Source organism: Afipia sp. GW823-FHT06G09 (assembly GCF_058794875.1).
Window position 1 is genome coordinate 223,087 of record NZ_JBXAHF010000004.1, and the last position, 20,492, is coordinate 243,578.

The following is a 20,492-nucleotide window of genomic DNA, read 5'->3' on the forward strand; positions in this document are numbered from 1 at the left end:
TCCGGTGCGGTGTCACGAGTGCCCGCACCGGAGTGATGTTGTTTTGTGACGGAGAGAGTTATGTCATTTCGCAAGCTGCTGATCGCCAACCGGGGCGAGATCGCGATTCGTATCGCGCGCGCCGCCGCAGACGCAGGGCTCGCAACGGTTGCGATCTATCCGGCTGACGATGCATTATCGCTTCATGTCCGTGCTGCGGACAAGGCCTGCGAAATTCCCGGGCGCGGTGCACGTGCCTATCTTGATATTGAAGGCGTGATCTCGGCGGCGAAATCCACCGGTTGCGATGCACTGCATCCGGGTTACGGATTTCTCAGCGAGAACTCTGTGCTGGCACGGCGCTGCGCGGAAGAGGGGATTATATTCGTCGGGCCTTCGCCTGAGGCGCTTGATCTGTTCGGTGACAAGGTTGCGGCGAAAGCGCTGGCGAAACGTTGCAGTGTCCCGGTGATCGAAGGCACCGTCGGCCCGACCACGCTGGACGAGGCAAAAGCGTTTTTTGCATCGCTCGGCAAGGACGGCGCTGTCATGGTCAAGGCGATGGCCGGCGGCGGTGGCCGCGGCATGCGTGCTGTGGAGAAGGCGTCCGATCTGGAGGAAGCATATGCACGCTGCCAGTCCGAGGCGAAAGCGGCATTTGGCAGCGACGGTGTGTATGTCGAGCGGCTCATTCGCAAGGCGCGCCATATCGAAGTGCAGATTATCGGGGATCGCCATGGCGCGATCAGCCATCTGTGGGAACGCGAGTGTACCATCCAGCGCCGCAACCAGAAGCTGATCGAGGTCGCGCCAAGCCCTTCGCTTAGCGATGGTCTCCGTGCGCGCATCGTTGAAGCCGCAAAACAACTGGCCGGAGCGGCGAACTACGACAGCCTCGGCACCTTCGAGTTTCTGGTGGACGGGGAAGCTGGCGAGGGCGATGGCGCCTTTGCGTTTATCGAGGCAAATCCGCGGCTTCAGGTCGAGCATACGGTCACGGAAGAAGTGCTCGGCGTCGATCTGGTGAAATCGCAGCTTGCGGTCGCAGACGGTGCGACGCTGGGCTCGCTCGGGCTGGCGCAGTCCGATGTCCCGTCGCCGCGCGGCTTTGCGATTCAATCACGCATCAACATGGAAGTGATGGACGAGAGCGGAGCAACGAAGCCGACCGGCGGCGTGCTGGGGGTATTTGAGCCGCCGTCCGGTCCGGGCGTGCGTGTTGATACCTTCGGTTATGCTGGCTACAAGACAAGCGCTGCCTTTGACTCGCTGCTGGCCAAGGTGATCGTTCATACGCCGTCCGCACGCTGGCCTGATGCGGTCGCAAAGGCTGCGCGCGTGCTGCGCGAATTTCGTATCGACGGTGTCGCGACCAACATCCCGTTCATCCAGGCGCTGCTGGCAAATCCGGATTTTGTTGCCAACCAGATCAGCACGAATTTTGTCGATACCCATGCGGCCGCGCTTGTTAGCGCGGCCAGGGAGCCTGCTCAGCCGCTGTTCTTTACAAGCGTGGGCGAGGATAAATCGGGTACCGGCGCCAAGAATGACGGCGCGACGAGCGGGCCGGCGGGATCGGTCGCAGTAGCGGCGCCGCTGCAAGGTACGGTGGTTGCGATCCCGGTTGCTGAGGGCGACATCGTTCATCCGGGACAGCAACTTGCGATCATCGAATCCATGAAGATGGAGCATCTGGTGACCGCCCAGCAGGGCGGAAAGATCACCAGGATCGTCGCGGCTGACGGCGTCACGCTAATGCAGGCCGAAACGATCCTCTATATCGAGCCGCAGGAGATGGTCGGGCAGGAGTTGGTGGAGGAAGCCGAGATCGATCTCGATTTCATTCGTCCCGATCTGGCCGAGATGATCGCACGCCAGGGCAATACACTGGATGAAAACCGGCCGCAGTCGGTGGAGCGCCGCCGCAAGACGAACCAGAGAACGGCGCGGGAGAATATCGCCCAGCTCGTCGACGAGGGATCATTCATGGAGTACGGCTCGCTGGCGATTGCCGCGCAGCGCCGCCGCCGGCCTGTCGATGACCTGATCAAGAACACCCCGGCCGACGGTCTTGTTGCCGGTGTTGCGACAGTGAACGCAACCAAGCTCGGCGAGCAGGATGCACGCTGCATGGTGATCTCTTACGATTACACCGTGCTGGCCGGCACTCAGGGTCACATGAATCACAAGAAGATCGACCGGATGCTCAGCCTTGCCGAGCAGTGGCGCATGCCGCTTGTGTTCTATGCTGAAGGCGGCGGCGGTCGACCCGGCGATACCGACCGGCTCGGCATGACTGGCCTCGACGGGCCCTCGTTCGTGCAGTTTGCGCGGTTGTCCGGGCTGGTGCCGGTGGTCGGCGTCGTTTCGGGCTATTGCTTCGCAGGCAATGCCGCAATGCTCGGCTGCTGTGATGTTATCATTGCCACGGAGAATGCGTCGATCGGCATGGGTGGACCGGCGATGATCGAAGGTGGCGGCCTTGGCGTCTATCATCCGGCGGAAGTGGGGCCGGTGTCGTTCCAGTCGCCCAATGGGGTTGTCGATATTCTCGTCGCGGACGAAGAGGCCGCGACGGCTGCCGCGCAAAAATACCTGTCGTATTTTCAGGGCGCGCTTGCCGACTGGAAAGCACCTGACCAGCGGTTGCTACGCCGCGCGATCCCCGAAAACCGCCTGCGTGTCTACGATATCCGATCCGTCATCGATCTGATCGCAGACGAAGGCTCGGTGCTCGAAATCCGGCGCGACTTCGGCGTCGGCATGATTACGGCGTTCATCCGAATCGAGGGCAAGCCTTTCGGCCTGATTGCGAACAATCCCAAGCATCTCGGTGGTGCGATCGACGCCAACGCGGGTGACAAGGCGGCGCGCTTCCTGCAACTTTGCGACGCGTTCGACATTCCGATCGTGTCGTTGTGCGACACGCCGGGATTCATGGTTGGCCCGGAGGCAGAGAAAACCGCAATCGTTCGTCATGTGGCGCGCATGTTCGTAACCGGCGCAAGCATGACCGTGCCACTGTTTGGAATCGTGCTTCGCAAGGGTTACGGCCTTGGCGCGCAGTCGATGATCGGCGGTGGCTTCCACGCGTCGTTCTTCACGGCGGCGTGGCCGACCGGCGAATTTGGTGGCATGGGTCTGGAAGGCTATGTCCGGCTCGGCTTTCGCAAGGAGATGGAAGCGATTCCCGATCCGGTGGAACGCGAGAAATACTACAAGGCAAAAGTCGCCGAACTATACGCCAACGGCAAGGCCACTTCGATCGCGTCGGTGTTCGAAATCGACAACGTGATCGATCCCGCGGAAACGCGAAGCTGGATCATGGCCGGGCTGCGCTCGGTGCCGAAGCCGGCAAAGCGCGAGCACCGCAAGCGGCCGTGCATCGATACCTGGTGAGAAACGAGAGGAGGTCCTGTCCCCAACAGGGGGAGGGCTCTCCCGTTTTATTGGTAGGATGAAACGATATCGGAGATGGCGCGTTCAAGCTGTCGGGCCGTCGAACACTGACGGACGACGCTGCAATACGTCGCGTATCGCGGCATTTCGGAATCGCCCATTCCCCAGATCATGCGCCCTTCGGGATTGAGCCATACCAGCCGCTTTGATCTCTCCGAAATACGACGAAGGATATCGGCCCGCGGATTGAGATTGTTCGTTCGCGCGTCACCGAGCACAATGACCGTCGTCTGCGGTGTGACGTGGCGCATCCATTGTGACTCGAAATCCGCCAGCGATTTTCCGTAGTCGGACGATCCCAGGCCGACCAGCGACATGATGTCCGCCATGGCTGCCTCGGGCGTTTTTGAATCCAGAATGTCGCTGACATCCACCAGATGACCCGAGAACGCGAAAGAGCGCACATCGGAGACAATTTCATGCAGGCTGTAAATCAGCAGCAGAAAAAAATCCGACACCTTGGCGACGGAGCCGCTGACGTCACAGATAGCAACGATTTTCGGCCTGTCGCGGTGGCGGCGTTTCCACGTGGTCAGGAACGGAACGCCGCCCCACGCGGCGTTGCGCCGGATGGTTCGGCGCACGTCGAGATGCCCGCGCCGCTGGCGCTTGCGGGGCCTGCTGTAGCGCTCGCGGAGCCGCCGCGCCATGACGCGGATGAGCGCGCGCATCTGTTCGACCTGCCGCCGGTCGAGCTGCGAGAGGGGCGCATTCTTCAGGATTTCGTTGCGAAGATTTTCGGTTTCTTCGCGCCCGTACAGAAGGAGTGCCTGTGAGACGCGATCGCGAACGTTTTCGCGCAGGGCCTCGGTCGCGGCAGCGAGCCGCTCGGCTTCGGAAGGGTTGGTTTGCGCCAGTTGCTCGAGATCGTCGCGCAGTTGCTGAATTCCAAGCAGATCGAGAATCCGGCTGGAAAAGATGCCGCGCTGGGTGAAAAACCGGATGTCTGACAGCGAAGCGGCGTTGGCCGCATTGGAAATGGCCGCTTCCATCTCGGCACGGTCCTGCGAAAGAAGCGTCTGCGCCAGTTGGCCGAGGCCGGAGGAGGGCGCGCCGGGGGTGCCTTCAGTCTGCCCAGATTCCGAGCCCTCTTGCTGTTCGCCCGAGGCGTCCGGATCGCCATCGGCGAGGGGCTGGGTCAGCTCGGGATGATCGAAGAACACATCGAAGCAGTCGCTGAGCAGCCGCTTTTCTTCCTGGCTCTTGGCGAGAGTCACGAGAAAGGTGTCGCGCAGAACGGACCGGTCGTAAAAACCGATGTCAGCCACAGCCCTCATCGCATCCATGCTCTCGGACGGCGAGATGCGAACACCTGCGCCGCGCGCTGCACGAAAGAAGCGATGAAGGTTTTCCCTCATTGCATTATCCGAATACGTTCTGTCGGCCGCCCTTGGCCACTAAAGCGCTGACTTGCGGCAGCGTGGTTTCGATGTCCGCTTCGTACTTCAGGAGAACGTTCAGCGTTTCCTTGACGGTCTCGCTGTCGAGTTCCGGCGCTTCCAGGAGGACGAGCACGCGCGCCCAGTCGATGGTTTCGCTGACCGACGGCAGCTTCTTCAGATCGAGAGTGCGAACCTCGTTGATGAAGCCGACGATCTGCTTGCGCAGGGATTGCGAGATTCCCGGAACGCGGCTTTCGATGATCCGCTCTTCCAGCTTCTGATCGGGAAATCCGATGTGAAGGTGTAGGCAGCGCCGCTTGAGGGCGTCGCCGAGGTCGCGTTCGCCGTTCGAGGTCAGAATCACGGTCGGCGGCACGATGGCCGAGATCGTTCCGAGTTCGGGAATGGTGATCTGGAAATCAGACAGGATTTCCAGAAGCAGAGCCTCGAACTCCGCGTCGGCCTTGTCGATTTCGTCGATCAGCAACACGCAGCCGTTGGTCTGCTGCAGCGCCTGCAAAAGAGGGCGGGGTTCGACGAACTCGCGGGAGAAGAAGACGTCGCCAAAATCGTGCAAGCGGCTCAGGGCGGCGGGAAGCGTTTCAGCCCCGCCGAGGACTTCGCCGACCTTGTCTTTCAGGATCTGCGTATAGAGAAGCTGCTTGGCGTATTTCCACTCGTAGAGCGCCTTTGCCTCATCAAGGCCCTCATAACACTGCAAGCGGATCATTGAGAGGTTGCGCGAGGCGGCGAGAGCCTTGGCAAGCTCGGTTTTGCCGACACCGGCGGGGCCCTCGACAAGGATGGGCTTTTCAATTCGCTGCGCGAGAAAGACCGCGGTCGCAATCTGGCGGCTGGCGATATAGCCGGCCGAGGCGAGGCTGGTTTCGACGGCTTCGATGGAAGCCGCCGGCAGATGTTCCGTCACGATCGATATCTCCGGCTGTTGTCAGATCACCCTAAACCGGACGCCGCCGGTCAGCGAGGGCGTATCAGCGCATTGCTACGATGCTGCGCGGCTGGCGTCCATCTTGCTTGAGAAATTCATCGTAAAATATTGATCCGACGTAGCTATTTTGTTTTTGCGAAACAGCAAATTTCCGGGGTCGTATTCGCGTGGTCTGGTGGTGATACGCACCCTTCCGTGGCCGCGCCACATGGCCTAAGACGGCGCAACTTTTTCCCCTGACTCGTGTGCACATGATCCGTCTCGACAATATCAGCAAGCAGAATGGCCATCAGATTCTCTTCATCGAAGCCTCCGCAGCGCTTCAGAGAGGCGAAAAGGTTGGCCTCGTCGGTCCGAACGGGTCAGGCAAGACGACGCTGTTTCGGATGATCACCGGCCAGGAACTCCCTGATGAAGGTCAGGTGGCCGTCGATCGCGGTGTGACCATCGGCTACTTCAGCCAGGACGTCGGTGAGATGTCGGGCCGCAGTGCGGTGTCCGAGGTCATGGACGGGGCCGGGCCGGTCAGTTCCGTGGCTGCGGAGTTGAAAGAACTCGAGGCCGCCATGGCGGACCCCGACAAGGCGGACGAGATGGACGCCATTATCGAGCGCTATGGCGAGGTGCAGCACCGCTTCGAGGAACTGGACGGTTACGCCCTTGAGGGCCGCGCCCGTGAAGTCCTCGCAGGCCTGAGTTTCAGTCAGGAGATGATGGATGGCGACGTCGGCGCGCTTTCGGGCGGCTGGAAAATGCGCGTGGCGCTGGCCCGCATTCTGCTCATGCGGCCTGATGCGATGCTGCTGGATGAACCGAGCAACCATCTGGATCTGGAAAGCCTTATCTGGCTGGAAGAATTCCTCAAAAACTATGAGGGTATGCTGCTGATGACCTCGCACGATCGCGAGTTCATGAATCGCATCGTCAGCAAGGTGGTGGAAATCGACGGCGGTTCGTTGACGTCGTATTCGGGCAATTACGAATTCTATGAGCAGCAGCGTGCGCTCGCCGAAAAGCAGCAGCAGGCGCAGTTCGAGCGGCAGCAGGCGATGCTGGCGAAGGAAATCAAGTTCATCGAGCGGTTCAAGGCGCGCGCCTCGCATGCGGCACAGGTGCAGAGCCGCGTGAAGAAACTGGACAAGATCGAACGCGTCGAGCCGCCCAAGCGACGCCAGACGGTGGCGTTCGAGTTTCTGCCAGCGCCGCGCTCCGGTGAAGACGTCGTGAGCTTGAAGAATGTACACAAGGGCTATGGTAGCCGGAGCATTTACGAGGGGCTGGACTTCTCGGTACGGCGCAGGGAACGCTGGTGTGTGATGGGCATCAATGGCGCGGGCAAGTCCACGCTGCTGAAGCTGGTGGCTGGCTCCACAGAGCCGGATGATGGAATGGTCAGTCTCGGCGGCAGCGTGAAGATGGGTTACTTCGCGCAGCACGCCATGGATCTGCTCGATGGCGAACGCACCGTGTTCGAGGAACTGGAATATTCGTTTCCTCAGGCGGGGCAGGGATCGTTGCGCGCTCTGGCTGGGTGCTTCGGCTTCTCGGGTGACGACGTCGAGAAAAGGTGCCGGGTTCTTTCAGGCGGCGAGAAAGCAAGGCTGGTGATGGCGAAGATGCTGTTCGATCCGCCGAATTTTCTGGTGCTGGACGAGCCGACGAACCATCTCGATATGGCGACGAAGGAAATGCTCATCGAAGCGCTCTCGCAGTTTGAGGGCACCATGCTATTCGTCTCGCACGACCGGCACTTTCTCGCAGCCTTGTCCAACCGGGTGCTCGAGTTGACGCCGGAAGGCGTTCACCAGTATGGCGGCGGCTATACGGAGTACGTCGCGCGCACCGGCCATGAGGCGCCCGGCCTGCGGAACTGAACCAGGAAAGTTTTCGGGCTTATTTCTTTGTCGCGCGAGCAAGGAACTGGACCAGCGCGCTACGATCCTCGGGCGATCCGATCAGCTGCTCCGGCATTTTTGTGCCCGGAGTATAGGCTGCGGGGCCGATCTCGAAAAGTTTCGCCACGGTTTCCGGCGTCCAAACGATGTCGAGCTTTTTCAGTGGCTCTGAAAAATTGTAGCCCGGCAGCGTTGCGATCTTGCGTCCGAAAATTCCCGAGAGCGTTGGGCCAGCCTTGTTGCCCTGATCGGGCGTGAGCGTATGACACGCCACACAAGCTTTAAAAACCTCGGCGCCGCGGTCACCCGCAAAGGCGGCGAGCGGGTCGTTCGGGCTGTCCTGAATTGTCGATCCGATCGGCTCTCCGGTGCGTGCGTTCCAGCGCCGGATCACGGTGTCGGCGCCGCCGGTCAAAAGCGTGCCGTTGTCCGGCAGGAACGCCACCGACCACACCGGAAGTCCCGGTCCGACGAGCCTGCGGGCGAGTGCGCGCGCTTTGCGATCGACGATCGCAACCGAGCCCCGAACATCCGCCGCCGCGAGCAATGCACCATCTTTCGATGCCGCCATTGCAATCACCGGTATCGGTCCCGCGGCAGCTTCGCCGTCCGGTTTTCCCGCGCCGGTGAGGAAATAGATTTTCCCGTCTGCGCCGGCGGTGGCGATCTCGCCGTCACCGGACACGACCACCGCGTTCAGCGGTGTGGGCAGGGCAACAATGACCGGCGAAGCCGTGCTGTCGAGCGGCCAGATGCGAACCGTGAGGTCGTAGCTGACACTGACAAGAGATTTGCCATCGGGGCTGAAGGCGACGCCGTTGACGTTTTGCGTATGGCCCTCGAGCACACGCGCTGGGCCGCCAGCGAGCGGCCAGAGTCGCACAGTGTGATCCCACGCCGCCGAAGCGAGGATTGCCCCATCCGGTGACAGCGCTAACGCGGCGATCGGGGCCGTGTGGCCTTCGAGTACGCTGTCAGGCTGCTGTTTGCCCGGAGTCCAGATTGCGATGCGACCATCAGCGCCCGCAGTTGCTGCGCGGCCATCCCTGAGGAGGGCGGTCGCATTGACGGCATCGGCATGAAATCGCAGCACTTGTTCGGCAGCGTCGCGATCAAGCGACCAGCGAATCGCGCTGCCATCGAAGCTTCCCGAGAGCAGTGTTCGTCCGTTGGATGAAATCGCAAGCGCCCGAACCGGGCCGCCGTGGCCACGTAACTGTGCGATGGCAGGAATCGCACCGATTGCCGCGGCGAGTACACTGACCGCGAGCAAAAGGCGAAACCGGTACCTTATGTTGCGACGGTCAACGCCTTGCACCGGTGGTTCCTTCTCGAAAAGCCATTTTCATTTCTTATCCAGCGAAGCATGAAAGTCCTGTTCAATAAAGTGCTGCCCAAGCGGTCCTGCGTCAGCGCGTCACTGGCTGCAACGGAACAATGGTCACGGACGGGCGTTTGCCTCGTTCGGACGCTTGATGTTTTCCGCTCACAGGAGCCTCAAAATGATTGACCGGATCACCGCAGCCATTCTTGTGGGCGTTTTCACCACGACGCCTGTCTTCGCACAGACGCCGGCACCGTCGGCTGACAAGCCGGAAACCAGTTGCAACACGGCCCCCGGCACAACGACGGGCAAGGCGGCGGATTCATCGTCGACGAACTCGATGGCGATGGAGAAGAGCGCCATCCTGCCGTCAGCCAGCGGCCATGCCAATTCTGCGGCGCCAACTGTCCAGAGTGATGGCAAACCGATGCAGGTGAGCCCGGATTGTCCGCCGGACACCAAATCAAAATAACGTCACGCAAAAAAGCGGACCGTCCCGGCGGGCGAAACGTCATAGCCGGTGAGATCGGTCGCGCGTTGCCTGAGCGGCTTTCTTGAAATAAAGCCGACCAATGCTTGAAGTGCAGGCTTGAAGTAAGAGCGCTGCCGCATCACCAGATCGAAATTTTCCCAGAGCAACGGCACGAAATCGAGACCCGCTGCTCTAGCGGCAGCCCGCGTCGCAATGCCGCAATCGGCTTCGCCCGCGCGGATCGCTGTTGCGAGATCGGGTCCGGTCAAGCAGGGCGGCTCGAGCCGGCGGAGATCTTTCGGCTTCGCGCCATGCTGTTTCAAAAGAACTTCCAGCAGCATCTGAGCGCCCGCACCGGGCTGCCGCAGGGCCATGGTTGCACCGCGCGCGAGGACATCCGCGAGCCCATTCAGACCTTTCGGATTTCCCGGCTGGAGCAGGAGGCCCTGTTCGCGCCGCACGAAACCGATCAACGCCGCATCGTGCAAGCCCGACAACGTGCGCACCGCGGCGACATTCGCGTCTTCGCCTGAACCGTTCACCTCATTGTCCGTATGAAAATGAATGGCCGCGGCGATCGCTTCGCCGCGCAAGACGCGTCCAACACCGCTTTCGGTCCCCTCCGTAAGAGTCGCGAGGCCGGAGCCGGATTCACGCAGGCACCATTCGAGCAGCACGTCCTGGCTTCCACCGACAATGAGCGGCGGATCGGCCGCCATCATTCCGGCCGGCCGCATCAGGCCTGACAGCATCCAGCGGTCGAGCTCGTCGCGCGGGAAAAGCCACTTGCCAGTGACCTTGGTGCAGGGGATCGCGCCTTCCGCGACGAGCTCGTAGAGCTTGCGCTCGCCAAGGCGGAGGTAATCGGCTGCCTCACTGGTCGTCAGCATTTCCATTCTGCGTTTATATGATTATTCCTGCATATTTTCAATTCATTGACACCATCGAAAAATATGCAGGACAACGCATGGGGAGGAAACGGAATGCTGGACGGGCTAAACGCCTGGCAATTGATCGTGAGCGGCGATGCAGCGTTATTTGCCATCGTCAAACTGTCGCTCGCTGTCAGCCTTTCGGCCGTCGTGCTCGCGGCCTGCATTGGCCTGCCACTCGGGGCGGTCCTGGCGCTTACACGCTTTTCCGGACGCAATGCCATCGTGGTCCTCCTGAATGCCTTCATGGGACTTCCGCCGGTCGTTGTCGGCCTTGTGGTCTATCTTCTTCTCTCGCGCTCCGGACCGCTCGGCGAGCTCGGCATTCTGTTCACGCCGTCCGCCATGGTGATTGCGCAGGCGATCCTGATCGTGCCGATCATCGCCGCACTTGCACGCCAGACCATTGAAGATCTTTGGACAGAATATCGCGACGAACTGTCTGCGATGGACGTCGGGCCGCTTGGCCGCATGACGACGCTGTTGTGGGATGCGCGCTTCAGTCTGCTGACCGCATTGCTTGCCGGCTTCGGCCGGGCCGCGGCAGAAGTGGGCGCCGTCATGATCGTCGGCGGCAACATCGACGGCTTCACCCGGACGATGACCACGGCGATCGCACTGGAGACATCGAAAGGAAACCTGCCGCTCGCACTAGGGCTCGGTTTGATTCTCGTCGTTCTGGTTTTTGCGATCAACGCCGCCGCATGGGGCGCGCGTATGTGGTCCGAACGGCAGGCGGGGTGAACATGCGCGCGCCGGTCACCGATCTTCCTGTCATCTTCGATCGAGTTTCCGTTCGCGCTGGCGTCACGACGATTATCGATCGCCTGAGTCTGACGCTCGCATCCGGTGCGCCGACCGTGGTGGTGGGGCCGAACGGGGCGGGCAAGAGTACGCTGCTGCGGCTCTGTATGGGTCTTTCGGTGCAAACCGAAGGCACAATCACCTGGGGCGGGCGGGCCGACATCAAGCCAACACGGCGCGCGTTCGTGTTTCAGCGCCCGGTCATGTTACGACGGACTGCTGCCGCCAATGTCGCTTACGGCCTGACCCATGCGGATTACCCGCGCGAGAAGGTTGCCGCTCGTACGGTGGAATTGCTTGAACGCGTAGGCCTCTCCGAACTCGCGATGCGCCCGGCCCGCCGTCTCTCCGGCGGTGAGCAACAGCGGGTTGCCCTTGCGCGCGCGCTTGCACGGGATCCCGAATTGCTCATGCTCGACGAGCCGACCGCGAGTCTTGATCCAGCGGCGACGCGCGGCGTCGAGGAGATCGTACGTGCCGCCGCTCAATCCGGAATCAAGATCGTCATGGCATCTCACGATCTGGGCCAGGTGCGGCGGCTTGCCGGTGATGTTGTTTTCATGGTGCGCGGCACCGTCCGCGAACAGGCACCTGCCGAAGACTTTCTCAGGAACCCGTCGACACCGGAAGCTGCGGCTTTCGTGCGCGGTGATCTCGTCGTTTGAACCCTCACAAGGACATGTCATGACACATCGATATGCTTATGCCCTCGTCGCCTCACTGCTTGCCGCGGCGTTCACGACACCAGTCTCCGCCCAGGACAAGTCCATCGTCGTCGCCTCGACGACATCGACCCAGGATTCCGGTCTGTTCGGGCACATCCTGCCTTTGTTCAAAGCCAAGACCGGCATTGACGTGAAGGTGATTGCGCAGGGCACCGGGCAGGCGCTTGATACGGCGCGGCGCGGCGACGCCGACGTTGTCTTCGTGCATGCCAAGGCGCAGGAAGAAAAATTCGTCAGCGAAGGGCAGGGCGTGAAGCGCTTCGATGTCATGTATAATGACTTTGTCCTGATCGGCCCGAAAACCGATCCTGCAGGCGTCAAGGGCAAGGACATTGTCGTTGCGCTGAAAACCATTCAGGAAAAGGCCGCTCCATTTGTCTCGCGTGGCGACAAGTCAGGTACCCATTCGGCGGAGCTTGCCTTGTGGAAGCAGGCCGGAGTCGATCTCGAAACCGCCAAAGGACCTTGGTACCGCGAGATCGGGCAGGGCATGGGCGCCGCGCTCAACACCGCGGGTGCGATGAATGCCTACGTCGTTTCCGATCGGGGCACCTGGCTGTCGTTCAAGAGCCCCGGCGACCTCACGATTGTGGTCGAAGGCGACAGGCGCCTGTTCAACCAGTATGGCGTCATTCTCGTGAACCCCGAAAAGCACCCCACCGTGAAAAAGGATCTTGGCCAGAGTTTTATTAACTGGCTGATTTCGCCGGAGGGGCAGGCCGCTATCGCCGCTTATCAGGTCAACGGCAAGCAGCTGTTCTTCCCCAACGCCGAAAAGAAGGCATCCTGACAAGCGTGTTTGAGGCAGGTTCATCTGGCGGTTGCTAAGCCACCGCCAGATGGTCCACCATTCGGCATGATTCAGACACAGCGTTTGACAGCGGCGCTCACGCCGCTCGATGTTGCGCTCAGGTTGCTGTGTAGCGACCTGAAGCCCGTCGATGCCATTGAAGTGCCGCTAGAGGAGGTGATCGGCCGTGTCGCAGCCGCGACGTCTCCGTTAAAGGCGGCGTTCCCGGCCTTCAACACGGCAACCACAGATGGATGGGCGCTGCGCGCGAGCGACATCGTCGGCGCATCGTCCTATTCGCCGCTTCAGCTTGTGAACTCGCCGCATTGGGTCGAGACGGGGGAGTGTCTCCCGGACAATTGCGATTGCGTGCTGGATTCCGATCTCGTGGAGCAGGCCGGGCCGTTGTGTCAGGTTGTGGCCGAAGCCGTACCCGGTCAGGGAGTCCGCCGCGCCGGAGAGGATCTTGCGCCGGGACGCTCGATTGCTGAAGCGGGCCGGGTTGTCGGCTCACTCGATGTGCTCGCAGCCCGCGTGGCTGGACTTGCGCACGTGGCGGTTCGATCTCCGCAAGTTCGCGTGATCGATGTGCAGGCGGCGGACAGCAGCACAGCGTCGTCACAGTTTATTTTCGATTTCGCGAAAGCCGCAGGCGCTCGCGTGACGATGTCGAAAACGAGGGGACGCGACGTGGCAAGCGTATCTGCTGCTATCGGCGCAGAGGGATGCGATCTGCTGCTGACGGTCGGCGGAACGGGGAGCGGTCGGATGGATACGGCAGTTCTGGCGCTCAAGGAGCGCGGCACGCTGCTAGCGCACGGCCTTGCCCTCCAGCCGGGGCGCACCGCAGCCGTTGGTAAAATCGGCGCAACGCCGTTGGTCGCGCTGCCGGGCTTGCCCGATCAGGCCCTGGGCGCTTGCCTTGCGGTGGTTCAACCGGTGCTGGACATGCTGACCGCACGACAGCCGCGGCAGGAAATGGTCCGCCCCCTTGCGCGCAAGATTTCTTCCGCTATCGGTGTCGCCGAAATCGTGCTGCTGAAAATGTCGGATCAGGCCTGGATGCCGCTTGCGGCAGGACAGTTTTCACTCGATGCCATTATCAGCGCCGACGCCTGGCTTGCCGTGGCGGGAAACAGCGAGGGTCATGCCGCCGGAACGCCGGTCGGCGCGCTTTCCCTTCGCGAAGTGTCATGAGTTAAGTGAAATGAACAAGTCAGGGCCAGCTTCAAGCCGCGATGGCGCGGATCAGGATCAGTTTCTCACGATCCTGTCGCGTGAGGAGGCGCTCGCGCGATTCGAGGCTGCGCTGTTTCCGCGCGATCTTGCGGTTGAGGAGCGCGCGCTTTCGGATGCGCTCGGTCTGGCCTTGGCGAGCGATGTGGTGGCAGCGATGGACGTGCCGCCGTTCGACCGTTCCAACGTTGACGGGTTTGCCGTTCGTTCCGCCGATCTGGAGGCTGCGGGCGAGGCGTCGCCAGCTCACCTGCGGTTGAACGATGAGACAATTGCCTGCGGCACTGCGCCGGAATTGCAAGTGGTGCGAGGCTCGGCGACGCCGATTGCCACAGGCGGTCCCATTCCGCGCGGCGCAGATGCCGTGGTGATGATCGAGCATACGCAGCCGCTGCGCAATGACGCGATCGAGATCCGGCGTGCTGTCTCGCCGGGGCAGTTCGTCTCCTATGCCGGCTCGGATATCGCGCGCGGCGAGATTTTGCTGCGCGCCGGCACGCTGGTGGGCTCGCGCGAGATCGGCATGCTTGCTGCATCGGGGATCGCACGCGTTCCGGTGACGAAGAAGCCGCGCGTTGCAATCATCTCAACCGGAGACGAGCTTGTTCAACCCGGCCTGCCGCTGCGTCCGGCTGCGATCTACGACACCAACGGCGCGATCGTTGCCGCTGCTGTCTCCGAAAATGGCGGCGAGGCTGTCTTTCTTGGCGCATTCCCGGACGAGGAGGACAAGCTCGAAGCTGTGATGCGCGAGGCGCTGGCGGCCAGCGACATGCTTCTTCTGTCCGGTGGCACGTCGAAAGGCGAAGGTGACGTTTCCCATCGCATTGTCGCGCGGCTTGGAAAGCCGGGCATCGTCGCGCATGGCGTTGCGCTGAAGCCGGGAAAGCCGTTGTGCCTCGCAGTGTGCGACGGTAAGCCGGTCGTGATCCTGCCGGGGTTTCCCACGTCGGCGATGTTCACATTTCACGACATGATCGTGCCGGTGTTGCGCCGTCTCGCGGGATTGCCGCCGCGCAACGATGCGCGCGTGACAGCGAAGGCGCCGGTGCGTATTGCGTCAGAGCTTGGGCGTACCGAATTCGTCATGGTGTCGCTGGTGGAGGGCGACGATGGATTGATCGCCTATCCGTCGGGCAAGGGCTCCGGCGCGATCACGTCGTTCGCGCAGGCCGACGGGTTTTTGAAAATCGATGCGCTTGCGGACCAGATGCCCGCAGGAACCGACACAGAAGTGACGCTGTTCACACCGCATGTCCGTGTGCCCGATCTGGTCATTGTCGGCAGCCATTGTACGGGACTCGATGTTGTCACGGCGCCGCTGGCGCGCGCCGGACTGTCTGTCCGTTCGATCTCGGTGGGAAGCCTCGGCGGATTGGCCGCGGCGCGGCGCGGTGAGTGTGATCTCGCGCCGATCCATCTCTTCGATGAAAAAACCGATACATACAACACGCCGTTTCTTGTCCCCGGCCTTGAACTCGTGCCGGGCTACCGGCGTATGCAAGGCATTGTGTTTCGTGTGGGAGACGAACGCTTCGAAAGTCTCAGTGCGGAAGATGCTGTGCGGGCCGCGCTGAAAGACCCGTCATGTCTGATGGTCAACCGCAATCAGGGCGCGGGCACGCGCATTCTGATCGATCGTTTGCTCGATGGTGTAAAACCGGATGGCTACTGGAACCAGCCGCGCTCGCACAATGCCGTCGCGGCGGCGGTGGCGCAGAAGCGTGCCGACTGGGGCATGACCATTGCACCGGTGGCGCGCGCCGCCGGGCTGGGGTTCATTCCGTTTGCCGAAGAGCACTATGACTTTGCGCTCGTGACCGCGCGAAAGCAGCGGCCCGCCGTACGGGCTTTTCTGGACTCGCTCACATCGCCGGAAACGCGGGCAGCGCTGGAGCGGGTGGGATTCCGTCCGGCATAGTGGGGCCGGGTCAAGCGTCGTCGAGCGCCGCGAGTTGCTCGGCCTCTGCGACGTCCTCGACGGTGTTGGCGTTGAAGAACGGATCAATCGGCTTGTCCGGCCAGGTCACTGTTGCCAGCTTGTAGCGAGCCGTCCAGCGATCAATCTTGCGTATGTCTTCCACCACCAGCGCGTGCCGAAGTTCGCTGCGCAGTGCGACGTTCCAGAGTCCGATGACCGGATGGGTCTGATCGCCGGAAGCTGCGACCGCAAGTTGGGCGTCTTCCGCGATCCGCGCACGTTGCAATCGCGCAACCAGATCGCGCGGCAGGAAAGGGCAGTCCGTTGCCGCGCTGAGCACCCATTCGACATCCGGCCTGTGCGCGGCCGCCCAGTCGAGCGCTGTCAGGATGCCGGCGAGCGGGCCGGCGAATCCTTCAACGGTGTCTGCGACGACAGGAAGCCCGAACGCCGCGAAGCGGGCAGGGTCGCCATTGGCGTTGAGAATGAGTCCATCGCATTGCGGCGCGAGCCGCGCGATCACACGCTCGAGGATGGTGCGGCCGCCGATGGTTTTCATCGGCTTGTCGCCGCCGCCCATCCGCCGCGCCAGCCCGCCTGCGAGAAGAACACCGACTGTCGATGGCCGGTCCTCAGTCATCGTCGCTGCCCTTGCGCCGGTGCCGCGCGGATTCCTCGGCGACAAATTCCAGGCTTTGGTCGAAGACGATCCGCTCCTGTCCTGACAGTGCGATGAATCGCTTGCCCTTGGTCCGGCCGATCAGTGTCAGCCCCACCTGCCGCGCCAGTTCGACCCCCCACGCGGTGAAGCCGGAGCGCGACACCAGAATGGGAATGCCCATTCGCACGGTCTTGATCACCATTTCGGAAGTAAGCCGTCCTGTGGTGTACATGATTTTGTCCGCGGCATCGACCTTGTGCCGCCAGGCCCATCCCGCGATCTTGTCGACGGCGTTGTGCCGTCCGACGTCTTCCATGTAGCAGATCGGCTCGCCTTCCTTGCACAGCACACAGCCGTGGATGGCGCCGGCTTCGAGATAGAGCGAAGGCGCGGTGTTGACAGCATGGGTCATCTGATAGAGCCACGATGTGCGCAATTCCGCCTTGGGCAGGACGGCACCCTCGATCGCTTCCATCAGGTCGCCAAATGCTGTGCCCTGTGCGCAGCCAGAGGTGAGCGTCTTCTTCTTCAGCTTTTCCTCAAAGTTGGTGCCGCGTTCAGTGTAGACCACCACCACCTGAAGATCGTCATCGTAGACCACCTCGGTCACGACGTCGTCGGGCTTTAGCATGTTCTGGTTGAGGAGATAGCCGAGCGCGAGATATTCCGGATAGTCGTTGATCGTCATCATGGTGACGATCTCCTGCGAGTTCAGATAAAGGGTCAGCGGTCGCTCGACCGGCACGCTGATTTCGACTGGAGCACCGGTCTGGTCGATCCCCATGACGCGCTCGGTGAGGCGCGGATTCTTCGGGTCAGGCATCACGCGCGGGATCGGCTGGTCCTTTCTCGCATTTGCCGACCTGGCTTGAATTGTTTCCGTCATGGCTTACTCGATCACGATACGCGGCGCGGGTCTCACCGCGGCGCCGGTGGTGATGGATGTCCAGAGCTGGCGTGCGATGCCGATATAGTGCTTCGCATGAACGCCTTCTGGGTCGGTGGCAACGATCGGACGGCCTTCATCTGATGTCTGGCGTATCGCCATGTCCAGCGGGATTTCGCCGAGAAAGGGGATGCCGCGCTTTTCCGCGTCAAACCGCGCTCCGCCGTGGCCGAAGATCGGCGTGACATGGTTGCAGGCCGGACAGCAGAAGCTCGCCATGTTCTCGATCAGGCCCAATATCGGGATGTTGACCTTCTTGAACATCTCGATGCCGCGGCGTGCATCGATCAAAGCGATATCTTGCGGCGTTGAAACGATAACCGCACCCGCCAGCGGCGTTTGCTGCGCCATTGTGAGTTGTGCGTCGCCAGTACCCGGCGGAAGATCGACGACGAGAATGTCGAGATCATTCCACGCGACCTCGCGCAGCATCTGCGTGATGGCCGAAATCACCATCGGCCCGCGCCAGACCATGGCGTTGTCTTCCTCGACCAGAAGCCCGATCGACATGACTTTAACCCCGAAGCGCTCCAGCGGCTCCAGCATGCGCGGACCGAGCAGACGTGGTTTGCCGCGTAGCCCGAACAGCTTCTGCTGCGACGGGCCATAGATATCGGCGTCGAGAATACCGACTTTCAGTCCGAGCGCCGCGAACCCGAGGGCGAGGTTGCACGAGGTCGTCGACTTGCCGACACCGCCCTTGCCGGAGGCCACGGCAACGACGTGCTTCACGCCGGGAATGCCCGCGGCCTTCGATGTGGCGGGTGGGTTCGGGGTAGCATGGGTAACTGACAAATTCGATCTCCCGGCCGATCGCGCTCACGGCGCGCCCGGTTCATTGCGATCCGAAAGGATCGTTCTTCTTGTTTTCCCGCGCGCGCAGATAATCCTCGGTGGACATCACGGGCGGCCGTTGCGGTGCGGCATGGGGATCGAAACTCTCATTGACGACAGCCTCGACCCGGCAGTCCGCGCACATCTTGATGACGTCGAGCCGCCGCGCGTTGGGGCCTTCGAACATCCAGTGCTTTTCCTGCAACTTCGATAGCACGCGCTCGATCGAGCTCCTGGTGCCGAACGGCGTGCCGCAGGCGATGCAGTGGAATGGTTCTTCTTCTTTCAGTACGCGCAGTGGTGCATTCCACGCCTGGAAATCGAGCCGCGGCTCTAGTGTGATAACCTTCTCGGGACATGTTGCTTCGCAAAGCCCGCACTGAACGCAGAGGCTTTCGGTGAAGCGCAGCATCGCCCGGTCCGGATTGTCGGAAAGCGCGTTGGTCGGGCACGCGGTGACGCAGGCATGGCAGAGCGTGCAGCCTTCGACATTCAACTGAACGGTGCCGAATGGCGCGCCGGCCGCGAGCGGAACGACATCGACGGGAGCAGGGGCCGCGAGATGCAGCTCCCGGAAAATGGTCTCCAGCACGCCGCGCTTGGCGCCGCGCGGAATGAGGGTCGCGGGATTCAATGAAGCAACGCCATGCGGCATCGCGTCGAGCATCGCGCGCAACTGATCGGGATCGTCGGTTTCCAGAACGCGGACGAGGCCGCCGCCGAAGCCGAGCGCAGCGGCGATCATCCCTGACATATCGGCTGCGCGCCGCAGTCCGGCCGTTTCGTGCCGGGGCTGCGCGCGCATCAGGAGCGCGGCGCCCGTGCCGCCATAGGCGAAGACCGCTGCGAGGGATTCCGGTCCGAGCTGCGTGACTTCGTTGACGCGAACCGGAAGCACGTTAGCTGGCAAGCCGTCGCCAAATCGCGCCAGCGCATCGATCAGGGGCTCGCCGTGGTCGCCGTCATGAAAGAGTACAACAGCGTGTTCGCCACCTCCTTTGCGATAGGTTTGCAGCAACGTGCGCAGGCGACGCATCAGTGCATCGGCGCTGGGGAGCGCATAGGATGCAGCGCCGGTCGGGCAGGCTGAAGCGCAGGAGCCGCATCCGGCGCAGATATTGGGATCGATCGCGACGGCGTTGCCGTTCGGTGTGATCGCGCCGGTTGGGCACAGATCGAGGCAGCGCGTGCAGCCCGTGATGTTGGAGCGCGAATGCGCGCAGAGTGATTCTTCGAAGTGTATGAAGCGCGGTTTATCGAACGTGCCGACAAGGTTACCGGCTTCCGCAATCGCGCGCTCAACGGCGGCGCGGTCGCGCGGATCGGCGCGCAGATAGCCGGGCCGCAGATCATGCGCCGGAAATAGCGGCAGGCCGCCGCTGAGATCGAGGATGAGATCGCAGGTTGAAGTCGCTCCGTCGCGCGAGACGCCGAACAGCAGCTTGCTCCGTGAGGAGGGAGCCGGCAAAGCGTAGTCGTCGATGGAGAGTTCGAAATTTCCAAGGTATCCGCGCGCATTGCGGATCGTGCCTTTGAGTACCGGAAATTCGTTAACAGCACGCGGCGTGATATCGCCGGGTTTGGTGAGAATGACGGTGATGTCGAGGCGATCCGCGAGGCGCCTGGCCGCATCGATGGCAACATCGTCATGGCCGTAAATCAGCGCGACCCCGCCGCTTTCCAGCGTGACCAGCGAGATCGGCGGCATTTCTTCCGAAGCAGCGGCGATCAGCGCCGCGGCTTTCGGCCCAGCCGCCGCGGCATCCTTCGACCATCCGCCGGTTTCGCGGATATTCACGAAGGTAAGGGGAATGTCGGGAAATTCCTCAGCGACTTCCTTGAACAGTGGCGCTTCCTGCGTACACGCGACCGTGATCGCTTGGCCTTCAGCGAGCGCCGCCTTGAACTGGGCGAGGTCCAGACCGCAGAGCTGGTTGGCCTGTGTCATGTGCGCCGCGCACCCGCGCCCGATTGCCTGCGCATCGAGCGGCATGCTCTTTTCGCAACTGCAAACCAGAAGGCGGGACTTTGCGCTGTTCATGATCTGCAACCTTGACCCTTGGCGTCTGCTCAGAGTGGCTATTTCAACCATATGGTGCCGAGATGACGGCTCGCGCAAGCGCCCGGCGGCTTGACCGGAATAGCATAGACTGCCCAAATACAAAGAGCTTAGGGAAATTTTC

At 61.9% G+C, this 20,492-nt stretch carries 15 protein-coding genes and 1 pseudogene; 8 read left to right on the top strand and 8 right to left on the bottom strand.

All coding sequences use genetic code 11. The features are described 5' to 3' along the window. Nucleotides 1-60: 60 nt before the first annotated feature. Nucleotides 61-3,378, top strand: a complete 3,318-nt coding sequence (locus tag AC1Q67_RS17890; RefSeq protein WP_492236971.1) for a carboxyl transferase domain-containing protein — start codon at nt 61-63, stop codon at nt 3,376-3,378. Nucleotides 3,379-3,425: 47 nt separating this feature from the next. Here AC1Q67_RS17890 and AC1Q67_RS17895 read toward each other — a convergent pair whose 3' ends face one another. After that, on the bottom strand, nt 3,426-4,796 hold the full coding sequence (locus tag AC1Q67_RS17895; RefSeq protein WP_492236969.1) for a vWA domain-containing protein: 1,371 nt from the start codon (nt 4,794-4,796) through the stop codon (nt 3,426-3,428). Nucleotides 4,797-4,800: 4 nt separating this feature from the next. Continuing rightward, entirely contained in the window at nt 4,801-5,748 is a 948-nt protein-coding gene (locus AC1Q67_RS17900) for an AAA family ATPase (protein WP_492236967.1), read from the bottom strand. A gap of 272 nt (nt 5,749-6,020) precedes the next feature. Between AC1Q67_RS17900 and AC1Q67_RS17905 the strand changes: the two genes are divergently transcribed. After that, nucleotides 6,021-7,643 (top strand): ABC-F family ATP-binding cassette domain-containing protein, encoded by a 1,623-nt coding sequence (locus AC1Q67_RS17905; protein ID WP_024574078.1) that lies wholly within the window; start codon nt 6,021-6,023, stop codon nt 7,641-7,643. A gap of 19 nt (nt 7,644-7,662) precedes the next feature. On the opposite strand, the gene AC1Q67_RS17910 is transcribed toward AC1Q67_RS17905, so the two are convergent. Further along, nucleotides 7,663-8,982 (bottom strand): c-type cytochrome, encoded by a 1,320-nt coding sequence (locus AC1Q67_RS17910; RefSeq protein WP_492236965.1) that lies wholly within the window; start codon nt 8,980-8,982, stop codon nt 7,663-7,665. Nucleotides 8,983-9,166: 184 nt separating this feature from the next. Between AC1Q67_RS17910 and AC1Q67_RS17915 the strand changes: the two genes are divergently transcribed. Next, complete coding sequence (locus tag AC1Q67_RS17915) at nt 9,167-9,460, top strand: hypothetical protein (RefSeq protein ID WP_024574080.1); 294 nt, start codon at nt 9,167-9,169, stop codon at nt 9,458-9,460. A gap of 2 nt (nt 9,461-9,462) precedes the next feature. Here the strand turns inward: AC1Q67_RS17915 and AC1Q67_RS17920 are convergent, their stop codons facing one another. Beyond that, nucleotides 9,463-10,356 carry a substrate-binding domain-containing protein gene (locus tag AC1Q67_RS17920; RefSeq protein ID WP_492236963.1) on the bottom strand — a complete coding sequence of 298 codons (894 nt, stop codon included), beginning with the start codon at nt 10,354-10,356 and terminating at the stop codon, nt 9,463-9,465. Between the two features lie 87 nt (nt 10,357-10,443). Here AC1Q67_RS17920 and AC1Q67_RS17925 point away from each other — a divergent pair, with 87 nt between their 5' ends. The 5 genes from AC1Q67_RS17925 (at nt 10,444) to AC1Q67_RS17945 (ending at nt 15,868) form a co-directional block, all read left to right on the top strand. After that, nucleotides 10,444-11,136: an ABC transporter permease gene (locus AC1Q67_RS17925; protein WP_024574082.1), complete on the top strand. Its 693-nt coding sequence runs from the start codon at nt 10,444-10,446 to the stop codon at nt 11,134-11,136. Nucleotides 11,137-11,138: 2 nt separating this feature from the next. Continuing rightward, nucleotides 11,139-11,861 (top strand): energy-coupling factor ABC transporter ATP-binding protein, encoded by a 723-nt coding sequence (locus tag AC1Q67_RS17930; protein WP_492236961.1) that lies wholly within the window; start codon nt 11,139-11,141, stop codon nt 11,859-11,861. A gap of 19 nt (nt 11,862-11,880) precedes the next feature. Next, nucleotides 11,881-12,711, top strand: a complete 831-nt coding sequence (locus tag AC1Q67_RS17935; RefSeq protein ID WP_492236959.1) for an ABC transporter substrate-binding protein — start codon at nt 11,881-11,883, stop codon at nt 12,709-12,711. Nucleotides 12,712-12,777: 66 nt separating this feature from the next. Then, a complete protein-coding gene (locus tag AC1Q67_RS17940; protein WP_492236957.1) occupies nt 12,778-13,908 on the top strand; it encodes a molybdopterin-binding protein in 1,131 nt (376 codons plus the stop codon). Nucleotides 13,909-13,918: 10 nt separating this feature from the next. Continuing rightward, nucleotides 13,919-15,868, top strand: a complete 1,950-nt coding sequence (locus AC1Q67_RS17945) for a molybdopterin biosynthesis protein (RefSeq protein ID WP_492236955.1) — start codon at nt 13,919-13,921, stop codon at nt 15,866-15,868. Between the two features lie 10 nt (nt 15,869-15,878). On the opposite strand, the gene mobA is transcribed toward AC1Q67_RS17945, so the two are convergent. From mobA to AC1Q67_RS17965, 4 genes and pseudogenes are all read right to left on the bottom strand, one after another. After that, nucleotides 15,879-16,508 (bottom strand): molybdenum cofactor guanylyltransferase MobA, encoded by a 630-nt coding sequence (gene mobA / locus AC1Q67_RS17950; RefSeq protein WP_492236953.1) that lies wholly within the window; start codon nt 16,506-16,508, stop codon nt 15,879-15,881. Next, nucleotides 16,501-17,352 carry a formate dehydrogenase accessory sulfurtransferase FdhD gene (locus tag AC1Q67_RS17955; protein ID WP_492237169.1) on the bottom strand — a complete coding sequence of 284 codons (852 nt, stop codon included), beginning with the start codon at nt 17,350-17,352 and terminating at the stop codon, nt 16,501-16,503. The genes mobA and AC1Q67_RS17955 overlap by 8 nt, the downstream gene beginning before the upstream one ends. A gap of 66 nt (nt 17,353-17,418) precedes the next feature. Further along, nucleotides 17,419-18,255: pseudogene (locus AC1Q67_RS17960) on the bottom strand (Mrp/NBP35 family ATP-binding protein); the annotation flags it as partial. A 55-nt stretch (nt 18,256-18,310) separates the two neighbouring features. After that, entirely contained in the window at nt 18,311-20,350 is a 2,040-nt protein-coding gene (locus tag AC1Q67_RS17965) for a 4Fe-4S binding protein (protein ID WP_492236951.1), read from the bottom strand. Between the last annotated feature and the right edge of the window lie 142 nt (nt 20,351-20,492).